The 16806-nt window shown below is 72.5% G+C and carries 16 protein-coding genes; 9 read left to right on the top strand and 7 right to left on the bottom strand.

All coding sequences use genetic code 11. The annotated features are described in order from the left end of the window. Window positions 1–22 precede the first annotated feature (22 nt). From ACWC0C_RS36095 to ACWC0C_RS36085, 3 genes are read left to right on the top strand one after another with little or no spacing between them, the layout of a single operon-like run. A complete protein-coding gene (locus tag ACWC0C_RS36095) occupies window positions 23–808 on the top strand; it encodes an SDR family oxidoreductase (RefSeq protein ID WP_450868485.1) in 786 nt (261 codons plus the stop codon). 24 nt (window positions 809–832) lie between these two features. After that, complete coding sequence (locus tag ACWC0C_RS36090) at window positions 833–1444, top strand: TetR/AcrR family transcriptional regulator (protein WP_450868483.1); 612 nt, start codon at window positions 833–835, stop codon at window positions 1442–1444. A gap of 40 nt (window positions 1445–1484) precedes the next feature. Continuing rightward, window positions 1485–2642: an acetyl-CoA C-acetyltransferase gene (locus ACWC0C_RS36085; protein ID WP_450868482.1), complete on the top strand. Its 1158-nt coding sequence runs from the start codon at window positions 1485–1487 to the stop codon at window positions 2640–2642. On the opposite strand, the gene ACWC0C_RS36080 is transcribed toward ACWC0C_RS36085, so the two are convergent. Genes ACWC0C_RS36080 through ACWC0C_RS36065 form a run of 4 tightly spaced genes read right to left on the bottom strand, consistent with a single transcriptional unit; the run spans window position 2626 to window position 6058 of the window. Then, window positions 2626–3687: an NAD(P)H-dependent flavin oxidoreductase gene (locus ACWC0C_RS36080; RefSeq protein WP_450868481.1), complete on the bottom strand. Its 1062-nt coding sequence runs from the start codon at window positions 3685–3687 to the stop codon at window positions 2626–2628. The genes ACWC0C_RS36085 and ACWC0C_RS36080 overlap by 17 nt on opposite strands. Beyond that, window positions 3684–4466 carry a CoA-transferase subunit beta gene (locus tag ACWC0C_RS36075; protein ID WP_450868479.1) on the bottom strand — a complete coding sequence of 261 codons (783 nt, stop codon included), beginning with the start codon at window positions 4464–4466 and terminating at the stop codon, window positions 3684–3686. Before ACWC0C_RS36075 ends, ACWC0C_RS36080 begins: the two co-directional genes overlap by 4 nt. Next, window positions 4463–5314 (bottom strand): CoA transferase subunit A, encoded by an 852-nt coding sequence (locus tag ACWC0C_RS36070; RefSeq protein ID WP_450868477.1) that lies wholly within the window; start codon window positions 5312–5314, stop codon window positions 4463–4465. Before ACWC0C_RS36070 ends, ACWC0C_RS36075 begins: the two co-directional genes overlap by 4 nt. Next, on the bottom strand, window positions 5315–6058 hold the full coding sequence (locus ACWC0C_RS36065; protein WP_450868476.1) for an enoyl-CoA hydratase family protein: 744 nt from the start codon (window positions 6056–6058) through the stop codon (window positions 5315–5317). It abuts the gene before it with no gap. A gap of 87 nt (window positions 6059–6145) precedes the next feature. On the opposite strand from ACWC0C_RS36065, the gene ACWC0C_RS36060 reads away from it, so the two are divergent. Together ACWC0C_RS36060 and ACWC0C_RS36055 are read left to right on the top strand one after the other, a co-directional pair. Continuing rightward, complete coding sequence (locus tag ACWC0C_RS36060; RefSeq protein ID WP_450868475.1) at window positions 6146–6919, top strand: SDR family oxidoreductase; 774 nt, start codon at window positions 6146–6148, stop codon at window positions 6917–6919. Between the two features lie 23 nt (window positions 6920–6942). Continuing rightward, window positions 6943–7848, top strand: a complete 906-nt coding sequence (locus ACWC0C_RS36055; protein ID WP_450868474.1) for an SDR family oxidoreductase — start codon at window positions 6943–6945, stop codon at window positions 7846–7848. Between the two features lie 25 nt (window positions 7849–7873). On the opposite strand, the gene ACWC0C_RS36050 is transcribed toward ACWC0C_RS36055, so the two are convergent. Next, window positions 7874–8356, bottom strand: a complete 483-nt coding sequence (locus ACWC0C_RS36050) for a MarR family winged helix-turn-helix transcriptional regulator (protein WP_449195993.1) — start codon at window positions 8354–8356, stop codon at window positions 7874–7876. A gap of 124 nt (window positions 8357–8480) precedes the next feature. Between ACWC0C_RS36050 and ACWC0C_RS36045 the strand changes: the two genes are divergently transcribed. Continuing rightward, window positions 8481–9920, top strand: a complete 1440-nt coding sequence (locus tag ACWC0C_RS36045; protein ID WP_450868473.1) for an MFS transporter — start codon at window positions 8481–8483, stop codon at window positions 9918–9920. Between the two features lie 31 nt (window positions 9921–9951). Here ACWC0C_RS36045 and ACWC0C_RS36040 read toward each other — a convergent pair whose 3' ends face one another. Beyond that, window positions 9952–10833: a hypothetical protein gene (locus ACWC0C_RS36040; RefSeq protein ID WP_449195991.1), complete on the bottom strand. Its 882-nt coding sequence runs from the start codon at window positions 10831–10833 to the stop codon at window positions 9952–9954. A gap of 58 nt (window positions 10834–10891) precedes the next feature. Beyond that, window positions 10892–12655, bottom strand: a complete 1764-nt coding sequence (locus ACWC0C_RS36035) for a glycoside hydrolase family 35 protein (protein ID WP_450868471.1) — start codon at window positions 12653–12655, stop codon at window positions 10892–10894. Between the two features lie 164 nt (window positions 12656–12819). Between ACWC0C_RS36035 and ACWC0C_RS36030 the strand changes: the two genes are divergently transcribed. The 3 genes from ACWC0C_RS36030 (at window position 12820) to pepN (ending at window position 16746) form a co-directional block, all read left to right on the top strand. Further along, entirely contained in the window at window positions 12820–13737 is a 918-nt protein-coding gene (locus ACWC0C_RS36030) for a helix-turn-helix domain-containing protein (protein ID WP_450868470.1), read from the top strand. A 5-nt stretch (window positions 13738–13742) separates the two neighbouring features. Next, window positions 13743–14087: a chorismate mutase gene (locus ACWC0C_RS36025; RefSeq protein ID WP_449195988.1), complete on the top strand. Its 345-nt coding sequence runs from the start codon at window positions 13743–13745 to the stop codon at window positions 14085–14087. A 145-nt stretch (window positions 14088–14232) separates the two neighbouring features. After that, window positions 14233–16746 (top strand): aminopeptidase N, encoded by a 2514-nt coding sequence (gene pepN, locus ACWC0C_RS36020; RefSeq protein ID WP_450868469.1) that lies wholly within the window; start codon window positions 14233–14235, stop codon window positions 16744–16746. The last annotated feature ends 60 nt before the right edge of the window (window positions 16747–16806 follow it).

Raw genomic sequence — 16806 nt, 5'->3', positions numbered from 1 at the left:
TTTGGTAGGTTAGCGTGCCCCTATGACAGGCGTCGAGAGCCCGGCCTACGTACCCGGGCACGGACTGCTCCGGGGCCGCACCGCCGTCATCACCGCGGCGGCCGGCGCCGGCATAGGCGGAGCGACCGCGCGCCGCTTCCTGGAGGAGGGCGCGCGCGTGATCGTCAGCGACGCGCACACACGCCGGCTGGAGGAGTGCGAGGCCGAACTGGGCCGTAAGTTCCCGGGCCGGGTGACGGCCGTGCCCTGCGACGTCACCGACGAGGACCAGGTGCGAGCCCTGTTCGAGGCGGCCGTGGCCGCGTACGGGCGGCTGGACGTCGTCGTCAACAACGCGGGCCTGGGCGGCACTTCGCACCTGGTCGACATGACCGACGAGCAGTGGTCCCGGGTCCTGGACGTCACCCTGAACGGCACCTTCCGGTGCACGCGCGCCGCCCTGCGCGCCATGCGGGAGACCGGGAGCGGCGTGATCGTCAACAACGCCTCCGTCGTCGGCTGGCGCGCCCAGGCCGGCCAGGCCCACTACGCCGCCGCCAAGGCCGGGGTGATGGCCCTGACCCGGTGCGCCGCGATCGAGGCCGCCGCGTACGGCGTCCGGGTCAACGCGGTGGCGCCCAGCCTCGCCATGCATCCGCACCTGGTGAAGGTCACCTCCGCCGAGCTGCTTCAGGAGCTGACCGAACGGGAGGCCTTCGGACGGTACGCGGAGCCCTGGGAAGTGGCCAACGTGATCGTGTTCCTGGCCTCCGGCTACTCCTCGTACCTGACCGGCGAGGTCGTCGCCGTCAGCAGCCAGCATCCCTGACGACGGACAGACCACAATGAGTGTGTGCCGACCAAGAAGAAGCCCCAGGTGACCGCGGCAGCCGCCCGGCGCGGCGAACTCCTCAGCACCGCTGCCGAGGTCTTCGCCGAGCACGGCTACAACGCCACCACCGTCCGCCGGATCGCCGACCACGCCGGGATGCTCGCGGGCAGCCTGTACTACCACTTCGACTCCAAGGAGTCGATGCTCGAGGAGATCCTGCGGACCTTCCTGAACGAGCTGTGGGACGGCTACGACACCGTCCTCGCCGCCGGACTCGGGCCCCGCGAGACGCTGGAGGCGCTCGTCACCGAGTCCTTCCGGGAGATCGACCGGCACCGCGCGGCCGTCGCGATCTACCAGAAGGAGAGCAAGCAGCTCGTCGCCCAGGACCGGTTCGCGTTCCTCGCCGACTCCCAGCGCCGGTTCGAGAAGGCCTGGCTCAGCACGCTGGAACGCGGCGTCGCCGAGCGCGTCTTCCGCGCCGACCTCGACGTCCGCCTCACCTACCGGTTCGTGCGCGACACCGTGTGGGTCGCCGCCTCCTGGTACCGGCCCGGCGGACAGCACAGCCCCGAGGAGATCGCCCGCCAGTATCTGTCGATGGTGCTGGACGGCATCGCCGTACGCGAGTGACACCTTTCGCATAACGCCCCTTTCCTTGGAGGGAGTTGTCATGGCCGAGGCCTATATCGTCGAAGCGGTCCGCACACCCGTCGGACGGCGCGGGGGAGGACTCAGCGCGGTCCACCCGGCCGACCTGGGCGCGCATGTGCTGAGGGCGTTGGTGGAGCGGGCCGGGGTCGATCCGGCCGCCGTGGAGGACGTGGTCTTCGGCTGTCTGGACGCGGTGGGGCCGCAGGCCGGGGACATCGCCCGCACCTGCTGGCTGGCCGCCGGACTCCCCGAGGAGGTCCCGGGCGTGACCGTCGACCGGCAGTGCGGCTCCTCGCAGCAGGCGGTGCACTTCGCCGCGCAGGCCGTGCTCTCCGGCACCCAGGACCTGGTGATCGCAGGCGGGGTGCAGAACATGTCGCAGATACCGATCGCCTTCGCCTCCCGGCAGGCCGCCGAACCCCTCGGCCTGACCGACGGCCCCTTCCTCGGCAGCACCGGCTGGCGCGACCGCTACGGCGACCGGCCCGTCAACCAGTTCGCCGGCGCCGAGATGATCGCCGCCAAGTGGGGCATCAGCCGCGAGGAGCAGGAGGAGTTCGCCCTGCGTTCGCACCGGCGGGCGATCCGGGCCATCGACGCCGGCCGCTTCGACCGCGAGACCGTCCCCTACGGCCAGGTCACCGTCGACGAGGGCCCGCGCCGGGACACCTCCCTAGAGAAGATGGCCGCCCTGAAACCCGTCCTCGACGACGGCACCATCACCGCGGCCTGCTCCTCCCAGGTCTCCGACGGCGCCGCGGCCATGCTGCTCGCCTCCGAGCGGGCCGTACACGACCACGGACTGCGCCCCCGCGCCCGCGTCCACCACCTCTCCGTACGCGGCGAGGACCCCATCCGTATGCTCTCCGCGCCGATCCCGGCCACCGCCCACGCCCTGAAGAGGACCGGCCTGACCATCGACGCCGTCGACCTCGTGGAGATCAACGAGGCCTTCGCCCCGGTCGTCCTCGCCTGGCTGCGGGAGACCGGCGCCGACCCCGACAAGGTCAATGTCAACGGCGGCGCGATCGCCCTCGGCCACCCCCTCGGCGCGACCGGCGTCCGCCTGATGACGACCCTGCTGCACGAACTGGAGCGCACCGACGGCCGGTTCGGCCTCCAGACCATGTGCGAGGGCGGCGGCCAGGCGAACGTGACCATCATCGAACGCCTCTGAGCCGCGCCAGTGCCGCCAGCACCTCCTCCGCCTCCTTCACGATCCGCTCCACCAGCTCCGCGCACGACGGCAGGTCGTCGATCACCCCGGCGACCTGCCCGGACGCCATCACCCCGAGGTCCGTACGGCCGTCCACCATCGCGGACTTCAGCAGCATCGGCGTGTTCGCGGCCAGCAGGACCTGGCTCCAGGACAGCTCCTTGCCCTGCTTGAGCGCGAGGCCGTCCCGGACCAGCTGCCGCCAGGTGAGCCCCGACAGTTGCCGGAAACCCGCCGCCCGCCGCACCGCGTGGACCAGGGCAGCTGTGCGGCCGGACCGCTCCAGCGTGTCCACCAGATCCGTACGCAGCATCCGGTGCGGCAGACCGTCCACCGCCCGGGTGACCGTGACGTCCCGGACCGCCGCCGCCAGATACCGGGCCTTCACCGCATCCGGCACGGTCGAGTCGGAGGTGAGCAGGAAGCGCGTGCCCATCGCCACTCCGGCCGCCCCGTACGCCAGCGCCGCCACCAGACCCCGCCCGTCGAAGAAGCCGCCCGCCGCCACGACCGGGATGTCCACCGCGTCCACCACCTGCGGCAGCAGCACGCTCGTCGCCACCTCGCCGGTGTGCCCGCCGCCCTCGCCGCCCTGCACGATCACGGCGTCCGCACCCCACGCGGCCACCTTCTCGGCGTGCCGGCGCGCCCCGACCGACGGGATGACGACCACACCCGCCTCCTTCAGCCGGGCGATCAGCTCGCGCGAGGGGGCCAGGGCGAAGGAGGCCACCCGGACACCCTCCGCCAGCATGATCTCCACCCGGTCGGCCGCGTCGCCCGCGTCGGCCCGCAGATTCACCCCGAACGGCGCGTCCGTACGGGACCGCACCTCCCGTATCGCCTCGCGCAGCCGGTCCGGTGTCATCGTCGCGGAGGCCAGGATGCCGAGCGCGCCCGCGTTCGCCGCCGCCGAGACCAGCCGCGGGCCGGCCACCCAGCCCATCCCGGTCTGCACGAGCGGATGACGCACCCCGACCAGCCGGGTGAGCGCGGTCTCCCTCACTTCGTGCTCACCCCCTCGGGCACCTCACGCGCCCGCACCCCGTCCGGGTCCAGAACCTCACGGATCAGCCGCAGTTCCTCAGCCCCGGGCTCCCGGGTGCGGGGCACCTCGTCCGCAACCGCCAGCTCGAAGCCCGTCGCCTCGCGCACCTGCCCCACGCTCACCCCCGGATGCAGCGCGGCGAGCCGCATCGAGTGGTCGGGCGTGGCGAAGTCGAAGACGCCGAGGTCGGAGACGACCCGGACGAGGTGGTGGAACCGGGCCGTGGCACCCAGGCCGGCCGCCCGGTCGTACCCCACCCCGCACACCATGTCCACGCGCTCCACGAACACCCGCCGCGAGTGTCTCGGGATCCAGTAACTCGTGGGGTTGTTCAGCGTGTTGAGCGGCGCCCCGCGCACCCCGAGCAGCTGCCGGCGCGGGTGGGCCCAGTCACCGACGCAGGAGATGTTCTGGTTGCCGTAGCGGTCGATCTGGCTCGCGCCCATCATCACGTGCCGCCGCCCGCCCGCCACCAGCTCCAGATGCTGCCGGTACGGCAACCAGCCCTCGGGCGTGCCGTCCGGGCGGACCAGCAGGGCCTCGCCGTCGGTCAGCAGCAGGTCCGGCGCGAAGGTGAGCCGGGCCAGCCGCGCGCCCAGGGAGGGGATCAGACCCATCGGACTGGCCAGGATCTCCCCGGCCCCGCGCCAGGCTTCGGCACAGGCGATCACGCAGTACTCGGCGCGGGTGGGTGGGCCCAGCGGGGCACGGGGCGCCGTCGTCTCCGGGATGCTCATTCCTCCTTCTCCTTCCGCCAGTCCCGCACCGCCGCCCGGTACGCCTCCTCGTCCCCGCCGAGGAACCGCCCGGCGAACTCCGGCCAGGGCGTGGACGCGTACAGCCGTTGGAACTCCTCGTCCCTGCCGTAGTCCGGTGCGCAGGAAGTGAAGTGGGCGCCGTTCGGGGCCTCCACCACGCCGGTCACCGTGAGCCGTCTGAGGAGCAGTGACTGCGGGGGCGCCTCCTTGGTCAGCTCGGCCGTGTCCACGATCCGTTCGCAGGAGACGTAGGCCGCGTCCGCCGCCTCACAGAACAGGTCGTCGAAGTACGGATCCGGGCCCAGATACCGGCCGTTGCCCAGCCGGTCCGCGCGGTTGACGTGGACCAGGGCCGCGTCCAGCCGCAGGGCGGGCATGGCCACGAACGTCTCCCCGTCCGCGTACGGCGAAGTGACCGTCCGCAGGTCGGGGTTGACCCGCATCACGTCCGAACCGAGGCCTGCCCGCACCGGCAGGAAGGGCAGCCGGTGCGCCGCCGCCCGCAGGCCCCACTGGAACATCCCCTCGTCGATCTCCGTCAGTTCGAACCCGGCCCGCTCGCGCGCCGCCCTGTAGTGCGGTTCCAGCGGGACGGAGTCGAGGGTGACGAAGGCGGTGACCAGTCTGCGGATCCGGCCGGCCGCGGCCAGCATGCCGACGTCCGGGCCGCCGTACGACACGACCGTGAGGTCGCTGATCCCCGTCCGCAGCAGCGCTCTGACCAGCGCCATCGGCTTGCGCCGGGAGCCCCAGCCGCCGATGCCGAGGGTCATGCCGCTCTCCAGGCGGGAGACCACCTCGTCGGCGGGCATCGTCTTGTCGCCCATCTACGCGTCCTCCTTCCCGAACGTGTCGCGGACCCGGCCGGCCAGTCCGCTGAGGTTGGCCTCGAACGTGAAGCCCTGCTCGAAGCGGTAGCTGCGGCGCACGTCGACCGGATCGATGCCGTTGATGGCGGCCTTCGCCATGCGCAGCAACCGCCCGTCCTTGGCGGCGATCTCGCGGGCCAGCTCCAGCGCCGCCGCCCGTAACTCCACGCGCGGCACCACGCGCCACACCGAGCCGTGCCGGTGCAGCTCCTCGGCGCTCGCCGTGCGTCCCGTGTAGTACAGCGCGCGCATCAGGTGCTGGGGGACCAGCCGGGCCAGATGGGTCGCGGCACCCAGCGCGCCACGGTCCAGCTCGGGCAGCCCGAAGACGGCGTCCTCGCTCGCCACGATCGCGTCCGCGTTGCCCACCAGGCCTATCCCGCCGCCCAGGCAGAAGCCCTGCACGGCCGCGACGACCGGGACCGCGCACTCGTAGACCGCCGAAAAGGCCTCGGCGCAGCCGTGGTTGGCGCCGATCAGCGCCTCCTGTCCCCGCGCCTGTATCTCCTTGATGTCCACGCCCGCGTTGAACCCGCGGCCCTCGCCGGCCAGCACCACGCACCGGACATCGGCGTCGCGGCCGGACTCGCGCACGGCGCCGGCCAGGTCGAACCAGCCGGACACGGGCAGCGCGTTCACCGGCGGGAAGTCGACGGTGACCACGGAAATCCCCTTTTCCGGGGACGAACGGGAGACACCCATGGGCGCATCAGCTACCTTTCCACCAAACATTTGTTAGGTGCGTGAGACTTCGAAGCTAGCAGTCGGCGCAGACAAGCGGGAGGCCCTGTGGATAACCCGACGGCGGCACGCCCTGTGGACGACGTGCCGCGCGACAGGACCGTGGTCGTCACCGGCGGCACCCGGGGCGTCGGGGCCGGGATCGCCCGGGCCTTCGCCGAGACCGGCGCCCGGGTCGTGGCCTGCGCCCGCCGGCCACCCGAACAGCCCCTGAACGGCGTCGAGTTCATCCCGCTCGACCTGCGCGACCCGCCCGCCGTCCGGGCCTTCTTCGGCGCGCTGCCCCGGCTCGACGTGCTCGTCAACAACGCGGGCGGCACACCGTACCGGCGGCTGGCGGACGCCGACGCCGAACGCCACGTCAGGGTCATCGAGTTGAACTTGATCACCCCGCTGACCGCGTCCCTCGCCGCGTACGAGCTGTTGCGCCGCAGCCGGGGCTCGGTCGTGATGGTCGGCAGTGTCAGCGGCGGCCGGCCCTCGCCCGGCTCGGCCGCCTACGGAGCGGCCAAGGCGGGCCTCGCGAACCTGGCCGCCTCCATGGCCGTGGAATGGGCGCCGGAGGTCCGCGTCAACACGCTCGTGGTCGGCATGGTCCGCACCGAGCTGTCGCAGCTGCACTACGGCGGTCCGGACGGCATCGCCGCCGTCTCCGGCACCGTCCCGCTCGGCCGGCTTGCCGCCCCCGCCGACGTCGGCGCCGCCGCCGTCTTCCTCGCCTCCGACGCGGCCGCCTACATCAGCGGAGCCAGTCTGCACGTGCACGGCGGCGGGGAGCGGCCCGCCTTCCTGGATGCCGCAACCGTCAACCAGGAGAAGTGAGATGAGCGGAATGGAGAAGTGAGATGAGCGGAATCTGCGCCGGCCGGGTCGTCGCCGTCACCGGAGCCGGCCGGGGGCTCGGCCGGGCCCATGCCCTCGCCTTCGCGGCCGAGGGCGCCCGGGTCGTCGTCAACGACCTGGGTGTCGGACCGGACGGGGCGCGCGGCGCGGAGAACCCGGCCGAGGACGTCGTGGCGGAGATCCGGGCCGCCGGTGGTCAGGCGGTCGCGCACGGCGGTGACATCGCCACGACCGACGGCGCCGCCTCCCTGGTCCGGACCGCCCTGGAGGCGTACGGCCGGCTCGACACGCTCGTCAGCAACGCCGGTTTCCTGCGTGACCGGATGCTGGTCAATCTCGACGAGGACGACTGGGACGCGGTGATCCGCGTCCACCTCAAGGGCCACTTCCTGCCCCTGAAACACGCCGCCGCGCACTGGCGGGCCGAGGCCAGGGCCGGGCGCGTCCCGCAGGCCCGGATCGTCCACACCGGCAGCGGGGCCGGGCTGCTGGGCTCGGTCGGGCAGGGCAACTACAGCGCCGCCAAGGCCGGGATCGTCGGGCTCACCCTGGTCGCGGCGGCCGAACTGGCCCGTTACGGCGTCCAGGTCAACGCCGTGGCGCCCGCCGCCCGTACCCGCATGACGGAACGTACCTTCGCGGCGGCCATGGCGGCGCCGGCCACCGGTTTCGACGCCATGGCGCCCGAGAACGTCTCCCCGCTCGTGGTCTGGCTGGGCTCGGCCGCGAACGCGGGCGTGACCGGCCGGGTCTTCGAGGCGGAGGGCGGCCGGATCACCGTCATGGAGGGCTGGCGGCCCGGCCCCACCGCCGACAGGGGCATGCGGTGGACACCGGCCGGGGCGGGGGAGGCGGCCCTGAAGCTGCTCGCCGAGGCGGAGGCGCCGGGGCGGGTGTACGGGGCGTAGGGCGTCGTACGACGCGAAGGGCGCCCTATGACGTCAGGCGGGCGGCGGCCTTGCGCTGCTGCTCGCTCATCACGGACAGGAACCGGATCACGGTGCGCAGCTCGTCCGTGCTGAACTCCTCGCAGGCCTCGACGATGTCCCGCGCCCAGTCCTCGAAGAACTCGGCGAACTCGGCGATCTTGTCCTCGTTCAGCTCGACCAGCACCCGGCGCTTGTCCGTCGGGTGCTTGATCCTGCGGACGAAACCCTTGGCCTCCAGCCGGTCGAGCAGCCCCGTCACGGAGGCGGGGGCGAGCCCGGTCAGTTCGGCGAGTTCCTTCGCGGTGAGCGGGCCCTGACGCTGGAGGAAGTCGAGGGTCTTCTCCTCCGTCGCGTTCAGCCCCTGCTTCGCGGCGACGGCCGAGTGGAACATGACCGTGACCCCGCTGTGCGCCCGGCCCACCGCCATGAGCTGCTCCAGCACCTCGGACCGTGCCGCCTCGTCCCGCTTCTCGTCTGCCTTGGCCATGTCCCCAGGCTAACAAAAATTTCGTTCGGTCGAACTAACGACTTGCGGAGACAGTCGTGTCGGTGCAACTCTTTCGTTAGGTCGAACGAAATAAATCTGGAGCCGAGAAGCCGAGGAGACCTCCATGTCCGCAACGCTCACCGAACCCGCCGGCACCACGGCGGAACCCCATCCGCGCCGCTGGGCCGCCGCCGTCGTGATGATGATCGCGGCGCTCATGGATCTGCTGGACACCACGATCGTGAACGTCGCCGTGCCGTCCATCAGCCGCGATCTGCACGCCTCGGCGAGCGACCTGCAGTGGGTGGTCTCCGCCTATCTGCTCGGCTTCGCCGCCGCCCTGATCGTCTCCGGCCACCTCGGCGACCGCATCGGCCGCCGGCCGCTCTTCCTCGCCGGTACGGCCGGTTTCGGGCTGGCCAGTCTGGCCTGCGGGATCGCCCAGTCACCGGGACAGCTGATCGCGGCTCGCGCCGTGCAGGGCGTCCTCGCGGCCGTGCTGGTACCCCAGGTGATCGGCTCGTTCCGCACCCTCTTCCAGGGCAAGGAACGCGGGGCCGCCTTCGGGATGTACGGCGCCGTCGCCGGGTTCGCCTCCGCCGTCGGGCTGCTGCTCGGCGGGGTGCTCACGGACGCCGACCTGTTCGGCTGGGGCTGGCGCTCGGTGTTCCTGGTGAACGTGCCGGTGGCCGTGGCGACCTTCACCGGCGGGCTCCTGCTGGTCCCGGCCACGCGGGAGCGGTCGGCGGGGCGGCCCGACGTCCTGGGCAGCCTGCTGCTGGCCGGCGGCCTGGCGGCGATCGTGCTGCCGCTGGTGCAGGGCCGGGAGAACGGCTGGCCGCTGTGGGGCTGGGTCTGTCTCGGGGCGGGTGTCGTGGCCGTGGTGGGGCTCGGGGTGTACGAGGCCCGGCGGCACCGGCCCGGGACCGTACCGCTGCTGCCCGCGCTTGCCTTCCGGCTCCCCGCGTTCTCCGTGGGCGTGCTCGTCCAGCTGCTGTTCTCCGTCGGCATGCAGGGCTTCTTCCTGGTCTTCGCGGTCTGGCTGCAGGCCGGTGAGGGGTACACGCCGATGCAGGCCGGGCTGGTGACGGTCGCCTTCTCGGCCGGTGGTTTCCTGACCGCGCCCGCCGCCGACGGGCTCGCCGTACGGTACGGGCGGCTGGTGCTCGGTGCCGGGGCGCTGATGATGGCGGGGGGCTTCGGCTGGGTCGCGGCGGTGGTCGACGGCGCACCGGCCGCGCACGTCGGGGCGTGGCCACTGGTGCCGGGGCTGCTCATCGCCGGGGCGGGGCTTGGTTTCCTGGTGGTGCCGCTGGTGAACGTGGTGCTGTCGGCGGTGCCGGGGGAGTTGGCCGGCGGGGCGTCCGGGATCTTCTCCACGGCCCAGCAGTTCGGGGGAGCGTTGGGGGCCGCCGTCGTCGGCACCGTGTTCTTCGGGCGGGTGTCCACGGGGATGACGGGCGCGCTTGTCAGTGCGATGCCGTGGGTTGTGGGGGCGTTCGTGGTGTGCGGGGGGTTGTGCGTGGCCCTTCCCCGGCGGGCGGTGTCCGAGGAACTCGGCTGAGGCACAGAGCCCCCGGCGCGGTGCCGTGAACCTACGTGTCGCACTCCAGCACCGTGCGGCACAACCCGCACCGCGCCCGTACCCGCCCCCTCACCGGGACCCGGATCCGCTGGTGACAGGTCGGGCAGGGGAAGGAGACGCGGAGGTGGCCGGCGGGGTCGGGGGTGAAGGTGTAGGGCGCGTCCGGCAGAGCCGAGGGCGCGTGCCGGCGGTCGTGGGCATAGCGGCGTCGGCCCGCCCAGCCCGCCCCGGTCAGCGGCGGCTGCTGCTCGTCCAGGCGGGCCCGGGCCATCCCCTTGACGTACGCGTCGTAGGCCTGCGGGCTGGTGAACCACACCGAGGGGTCCTCATGGAAGAGCAGCGCCCGCTTCGCCAGGACGTAACCGAACTCCTCCGGGGTGAGGTAGCCGAGCTTCTGCGAGGAGACCCTGTCCTCCCGGAAGGCGTCCAGCAGCAGCCAGCCCGCGCCCAGATACGTCGTCACCGTGTCCGTCAGGATCTCGTTCTCCGCCGTCGTGGGGAAGGCGAGGTCGAGGCGGTGCAGATAGACGTGGGCCACCTCGTGGGCGAGCGCCGCGCCGATGTCCCTGCGGTGGGTGCGGAAACGGTCGTTCAGTTCCACGAAGTACTCCGGCCCCGCCGCCAGTTCGACATTCGCCGCGTGGGTCATCTCCCGGAACCCGACGATCAGCCGCGCGTCCGGCAGCCGGAAGTGCCGCACGATCTCGCGGGCCACCCGCTGCGCGCCCAGATGCAGATCGTCGGTGTCGCAGAAGGCCGCGTCGGCGGGGGCCAGGCTGGTCGAGAACGTCTGGACGGTGTCGTAGGACAGGCGCTTGTACAGCGCGGTGATGGCGGCCCGCACCGTCTCCAGGTGCGGGTAGCCGTGCTGGACCGGTCCGCCGTTCGCCACGTCCGCACCCCCAAAGACGCCGGAACTCCTCTCCACTGTAGGCGGGAAGGGCGGCTGGTCACACGGGCAGGAGCCGGGGCGCCGGGTGGTCCGGGTCCGTCTCCTGGAGCTCCAGCACCCACACCTCGTTCTCGCCCTCGCGCAGCACCGGGCCGGGGACGTACAGGGACCGTTGGGGGCCCACCGACCAGTAACGGCCCAGGTTGAAGCCGTTGATCCAGACGAAGCCGCGCGTCCGGCCGGGCAGCTCCAGCCGGGCGTCCCCGGCCCCGTGGACGATCACGGTCCCTCGGTACAGGCCCGCGGCGCCCGCCCCGGGCAGCGCGCCGAACGGCACCCGCGCCACTGCGCCGGAGGAGGAGAAGGCGTCCAGATCCAGCCCACGCGCGCGTACCCCGTGCAGAAACTGCCGCTCGTGCAGGATGCCGCCGGTGATCCCCTTCGCCTCGCCGAAGCGCGGCCCGTAGTTCACGCGCCCCAGCGACTCCACCCACACCTCCACGCGCGCGGGGCCCGCGACGGGCTCCTTCAGCCGCGGTTCCTCCTCGGTGAGCACGCCGGCCCGCTCACCGTCGACGTACACCACCGCGAGATCCCGCAGCCCCCGCAGGGTCAGCGGGTACGGCTGCCGGGGGCCGGGCACGTCCACCTCGTAGCGCACCAGGCCGCGGGTGATGTGCAGTTCCTCGAAGGTGGGCGGCACGGGTGCCACCGACTCCTGGCCGCCCAGTGCGTCCAGGACGTCCCCCAAGGGCGCCCACGCGTCGAGGGTCACCTCCGCCGGGCTGCCCAAGGGGGTGGGTGTCGGCGGCAGTTCGGGCAACGGCTCGTCGTGGTACCCGGCCAGTACCTCGCGGAAGTGCCAGAACTTCTGCGTCGGGCGGCCGTACTCGTCCACGGGGGCGTCGTAGTCGTACGAGGTCACGTCCGGCTCCAGCGGGCCCTCGTGCAGCTCGCCGCCGCCCCGGTTGGCGCCCGCCCAGCCGCCGAAACTCGTGCCGCCGTGCGCCATGTAGAGGTTCACCGAGGCCCCGCACTCCAGGATCTCCCGCAGGGCACCGGCGGCCTTCTCGGGGGCCCGTACGACATGTTCGCCGGCCCAGTGGTCGAACCAGCCGCACCAGAATTCCATGCACATCAGTGGGCCCTCGGGGCGATGGCGGCGCAGCATCTCGAACGCCTCGCGCGCGTGGGAGCCGAAATTCACCGTGGCGAGCACCCCGGGCAGCGAACCGCCGGTCAGCATGTGGTCCTCGGGACCGTCCGAGGTGAACAGCGGAACCGTGACCCCCTTGGCGCGCAGCAGATCCGCCAGCTCCTCCAGATAGCCGGTGTCACTGCCGTAGCTGCCGTACTCGTTCTCGACCTGCACCAGGATCACCGGGCCGCCGCGGTCGATCTGCCGGGGCACGATCTCGTGCATCAGGTGGTGGAACCAGTGCTCCACATGGGACAGATAGCGCTCGTCACGCGTGCGTACGCGCGTGCCCGGCCCGCCCGTGACCCAGGGCGGCAGTCCGCCGTTCTCCCACTCGGCGCAGATGTAGGGGCCCGGCCGCACGATCGCCCACAGACCGGCCTCCCGGACGGCGTCCAGGAACCGGCCGAGCGCCTGCACGTCCTGGTAGCCGCCCGGGCGCGGCTGGTGCAGGTTCCAGGGGACGTACGTCTCCACGCAGTTCAGGCCCATCGCCCGCAGCATCGCCAGCCGGTGCCGCCAGTGCTCCTCGTGCACCCGGAAGTAGTGCAGCGCCCCGGACAGCAGCCGTACCGGCCACCCGTCCAGCAGGAAGTCGGATTCCCCCACCGTGAACTCGCTCATGCGTCCCAGCCTCACCCCTTCCGGCGATCCGTGCCATGGACGAAGATCGTCGGTGCTTGGACAAAAGCGCCGGGCTCAGACGCCGGGCGCAAGCGCGGAGCACAGACGCCGGGCGCAAGCGCCTGGACCGAAGTCCGCCGTTGCCGACGCCGGGAGGAGCGCCGATGTACCAGACCTGGATGCGGTTCTTCAGCCCCGGCCCCGCACACCACGGCCTCGGCCTGGTCTGCCTCGGCGTCGGCCTCCAGTACGGCGCGCTGCCCACGGTCGGCCCGCGCACCCTCGACCACCACGTGGCCGTCGTGATCGGCTCGGGCCGCGGCTGGTACCGGGGCGCCGACGGCCGCCGCACGGCCGTCACCGCGCCCGCGCTGCTCTGGCTCACCCCCGGCGTGCCGCACCACTACGCGCCCGACCCGGACACCGGCTGGGACGAGGGCTTCGTCGACTTCGCCGGGCCCGCCACCGTGACGTACACCGAACTGGGCTACATCGAACCCGAGCGGCCCGTCGTCCCGCTCTCCGACGCCTCCGGGCCCCGCGCGGTGGTCGCCCGTATCGCCCGCGCCGCCCGCCGCGGCAACCCGCTGCTGGAGGTGGAGACCGGCGCCGCCGTGCACGAGCTGCTCGTCGCCCTGCGCCGCGCCCGCGCCGACCTCGCCCCGGACGGCGACCAGGTGCTCGAGGCGCTCGCACGGGACGCCTGCACGCCGATGAGCGTCGCCGACCACGCGCGCGTGCACGGCATGACCCCTGCCGAGCTGCGCAGTGCCGTACGCCGGGCCGCGGGCTGCAGCCCCAAGGACTATCTGCTCGGCATCCGCCTCGGCCGCGCCAAGGAACTCCTCGCCGCCACCGAGCTGCCCGTCGCGGCCGTCGCCCGCCGCGTCGGCTACGACGACCCCGCGTACTTCTCCCGGCTGTTCACCCGCCGTGTGGGCCTCGCCCCGGTCCGCTTCCGTGCCCAGCAGGGCCGCAGCGTGCCCGGGGGATGGAGCGACCGTGTTCCGGACCCCGACGATCCACCGATGATCCACTCTCCGGACACCGGGGAGATCCGCCCCGGTGAACCCATAGGGTGACGTCCATGACCAGCGACATCGGAACCGGCGACGTGGACCCCGAGGTCCGTCGGGAACTGGACCGGCTGCGCGACAGCATCGACAACATCGACGCGGCCGTCGTCCACCTGCTCGCCGAGCGTTTCAAGGCCACCCAGCAGGTCGGCCGGCTCAAGGCGGTGCACCAGCTGCCGCCCGCCGACCCGGCCCGCGAGGCCCGCCAGATCGCGCGGCTGCGCCGCCTGGCGGAGAACGCCAAGCTCGACCCGGCCTTCGCCGAGAAGTTCCTGAATTTCATCATCGCGGAGGTGATCCGGCACCACGAGCGGATCGCCGAGGACACCGCCAATGGTCAGGACAGTGAGCACTAGGGGAGGGTTCAGCACCGGTCGGGGCCGGTCGGAAGCGGGCTGGAGTGGTCGGGAGCGGTCGCGGGCCAGGATGGTGATCCGGACATAAGCCGTGAACCTGACCACCCCCTGTGCGCTGTCAGTGGGATCAGGCAGCATGGCCTGCATGTCCGTACTCACGCGCGATGAAGCGCAGCTCCGAGCACAGCTCCTCGACGTCCACCGCTACACGGTCGAACTGGACCTGACGACCGGGGACGACACCTTCGGCTCCCGTACGGTGATCCGGTTCACCGTGCGGTCCGCCGGGGACACGTTCGTGGAGCTGAAGCCCGCCGAGTTGCGCGCCGTCACGCTCGACGGAGAGCCCCTCGACCCCGAGTCGCTCGACGACGGCCGGCTGGCGCTCAAGGGCCTCACCGCGGGCGAGCACGAACTGCACGTCGACGCGGTCATGCGCTACTCCCGCACCGGCGAGGGCATGCACCGCTTCACCGACCCGAGCGACGGCGAGACCTACGTCTACACGCAGATGTTCATGGACGACGTCCAGCGTGTCTTCGCCGCCTTCGACCAGCCCGATCTGAAGGCCGTCTTCGAGGTCCGCGTCAAGGCGCCCGAGGGCTGGACCGTGCTCGCCAACGGCATCACCGAACAGCGCGCCGACGGCGTCTGGCAGGCCGCGCCCACCCCGCGGATCTCCACCTACCTCGTCGCCGTCGCCGGCGGCCCCTGGCACTCGGTGCGCACCGAGCACCGCGGACTGCCCTTCGGCATCCACTGCCGCCGCTCCCTCGCGCCGCACCTCGACGCCGACGCCGAGGAGATCCTCGACATCACGCGCGCGTGCTTCGACCGCTACCACGAGAAGTTCGAGGAGCCGTACCCCTTCGACTCCTACGACCAGGCGTTCGTCCCCGAGTTCAACGCCGGCGCCATGGAGAACCCCGGCCTGGTCACCTTCCGCGACGACTTCGTCTACCGCTCCGCCGTCACCGACACCGAGCGGCAGACCCGTGCCATGGTCATCGCGCACGAGATGGCCCACATGTGGTTCGGCGACCTCGTCACCCTCAAGTGGTGGGACGACATCTGGCTGAACGAGTCCTTCGCCGAGTACATGGGCTACCAGACCACCGCCGAGGCCACCCGCTTCACCGGCCCCTGGACCGAGTTCGGCGTCACCCGCAAGGCCTGGGGCTACGACGCCGACCAGCGGCCCACCACCCACCCCGTCGCCCCCGAGAAGGTCGACGACACGGCCTCCGCGCTGCTCAACTTCGACGGCATCTCCTACGCCAAGGGCGCCTCCGCGCTGCGCCAGCTGGCCGCCTGGCTCGGCGAGAAGGACTTCCTCACCGGCATCAACACCCACTTCGCCCGGCACAAGTTCGGCAACGCCACGCTCGCCGACTTCATCGACTCCCTCGCCTCCGCGACCGAGCGCGACGTGCCCGCCTGGGCCGACAGCTGGCTGCGCACCACGGGCGTGGACAAGCTCACGCCCGTCGTCGCCCCCGCCGACGGCACCTGCACGCTGACCGTCGACCGCGCGGGCGGCCGCCCGCACCGCCTCACCGTCGGCCTGTACGACCACGACCTCGCCGACGAGGGCCGGCTGGTGCTGCGCGAGCGCCTCGACCTCGACGTCCCGCAGAGCGCCCCGCAGCCCATCGGCAAGCGTCCCGCGCTGCTCCTGCTCAACGACGGCGACCTCACCTACGCCAAGGTCCGCTTCGACGACGGGTCCTTCGACACGGTCCGCGCCGGCCTGTCCGGCCTGCCCGACCCGCTCACCCGCGCGGTCGTCTGGAACGCCCTGCGGGACGCGGTGCGCGACGGCGAACTCCCGCCCGCCGCCTACCTGGAGACGGCCCGTACCCACCTGCCGCGGGAGACCGACCTGGCCCTCGTCCAGGGCGTCCTCGCCTTCGCCTCCGGCCAGATCGCCGACCAGTACCTGAAGCCCGAGGACCGCCCGACCGCCCTGGCGACCCTCACCGCCCTCTGCCGCGACCTGCTGCGGCGCACCGAGGACGGCGACCACCCCGACCTGCGCCTGATCGCCGTACGGCACCTGATCAGCGCGGCCGCCCACCCCGACACCATCGCTGCCTGGCTCGCCGACGGCACGGTGCCCGGCGGGCCGGAACTCGACCCCGAGCTGCGCTGGCGCATCCTCGGCCGGCTCGCCGTGCTCGGCGCCGCCGACGAGGCCGCCATCGCCGCCGAGCTGGAGCGCGACCCGAGCGCCACCGGCCAGGAGGGCGCCGCCCGCTGCCGTGCCGCCCTGCCCGACCCGGAGGCCAAGCGGGCGGCCTGGGAGGCGATGTTCGCCGGCGACGACCTGTCCAACTACCTGTTCACAGCCACCGCGCAGGGCTTCTGGCAGCCCGAACAGGCCGATCTGGTACGGGAGTACGTGCCGCGCTTCTACGCGGACGCGGTCGCCGTCGGCGCCCGGCGCGGCCCTGCCATAGCCGTCGCCGCCGGCCGCTGGGCCTTCCCGGCCCACGCCGTCGACACCGGGAACCTGCGGCTCGGCGAGGCCTGCCTGCGCGAGGCCGACCCCACCCCGGCGCTGCGCCGCACCCTTGCCGACCGCCTCGACGACCTGGCCCGCGCCCTGCGGGTGCGCGCCGCCGAATCGGCAGAGGCGCAGGTGGAAAGGGCGGAGTAGGTCCGTCGGCCTAGGGCGCGGCTGGTCCTTGCCGACGATGCCGCGATCCGGACCGTCTCC

The organism is Streptomyces sp. NPDC001709, from assembly GCF_053596375.1.
Note: the sequence above shows the minus strand (reverse complement) of the source record. Positions and strands in the feature narration are given on the sequence as shown.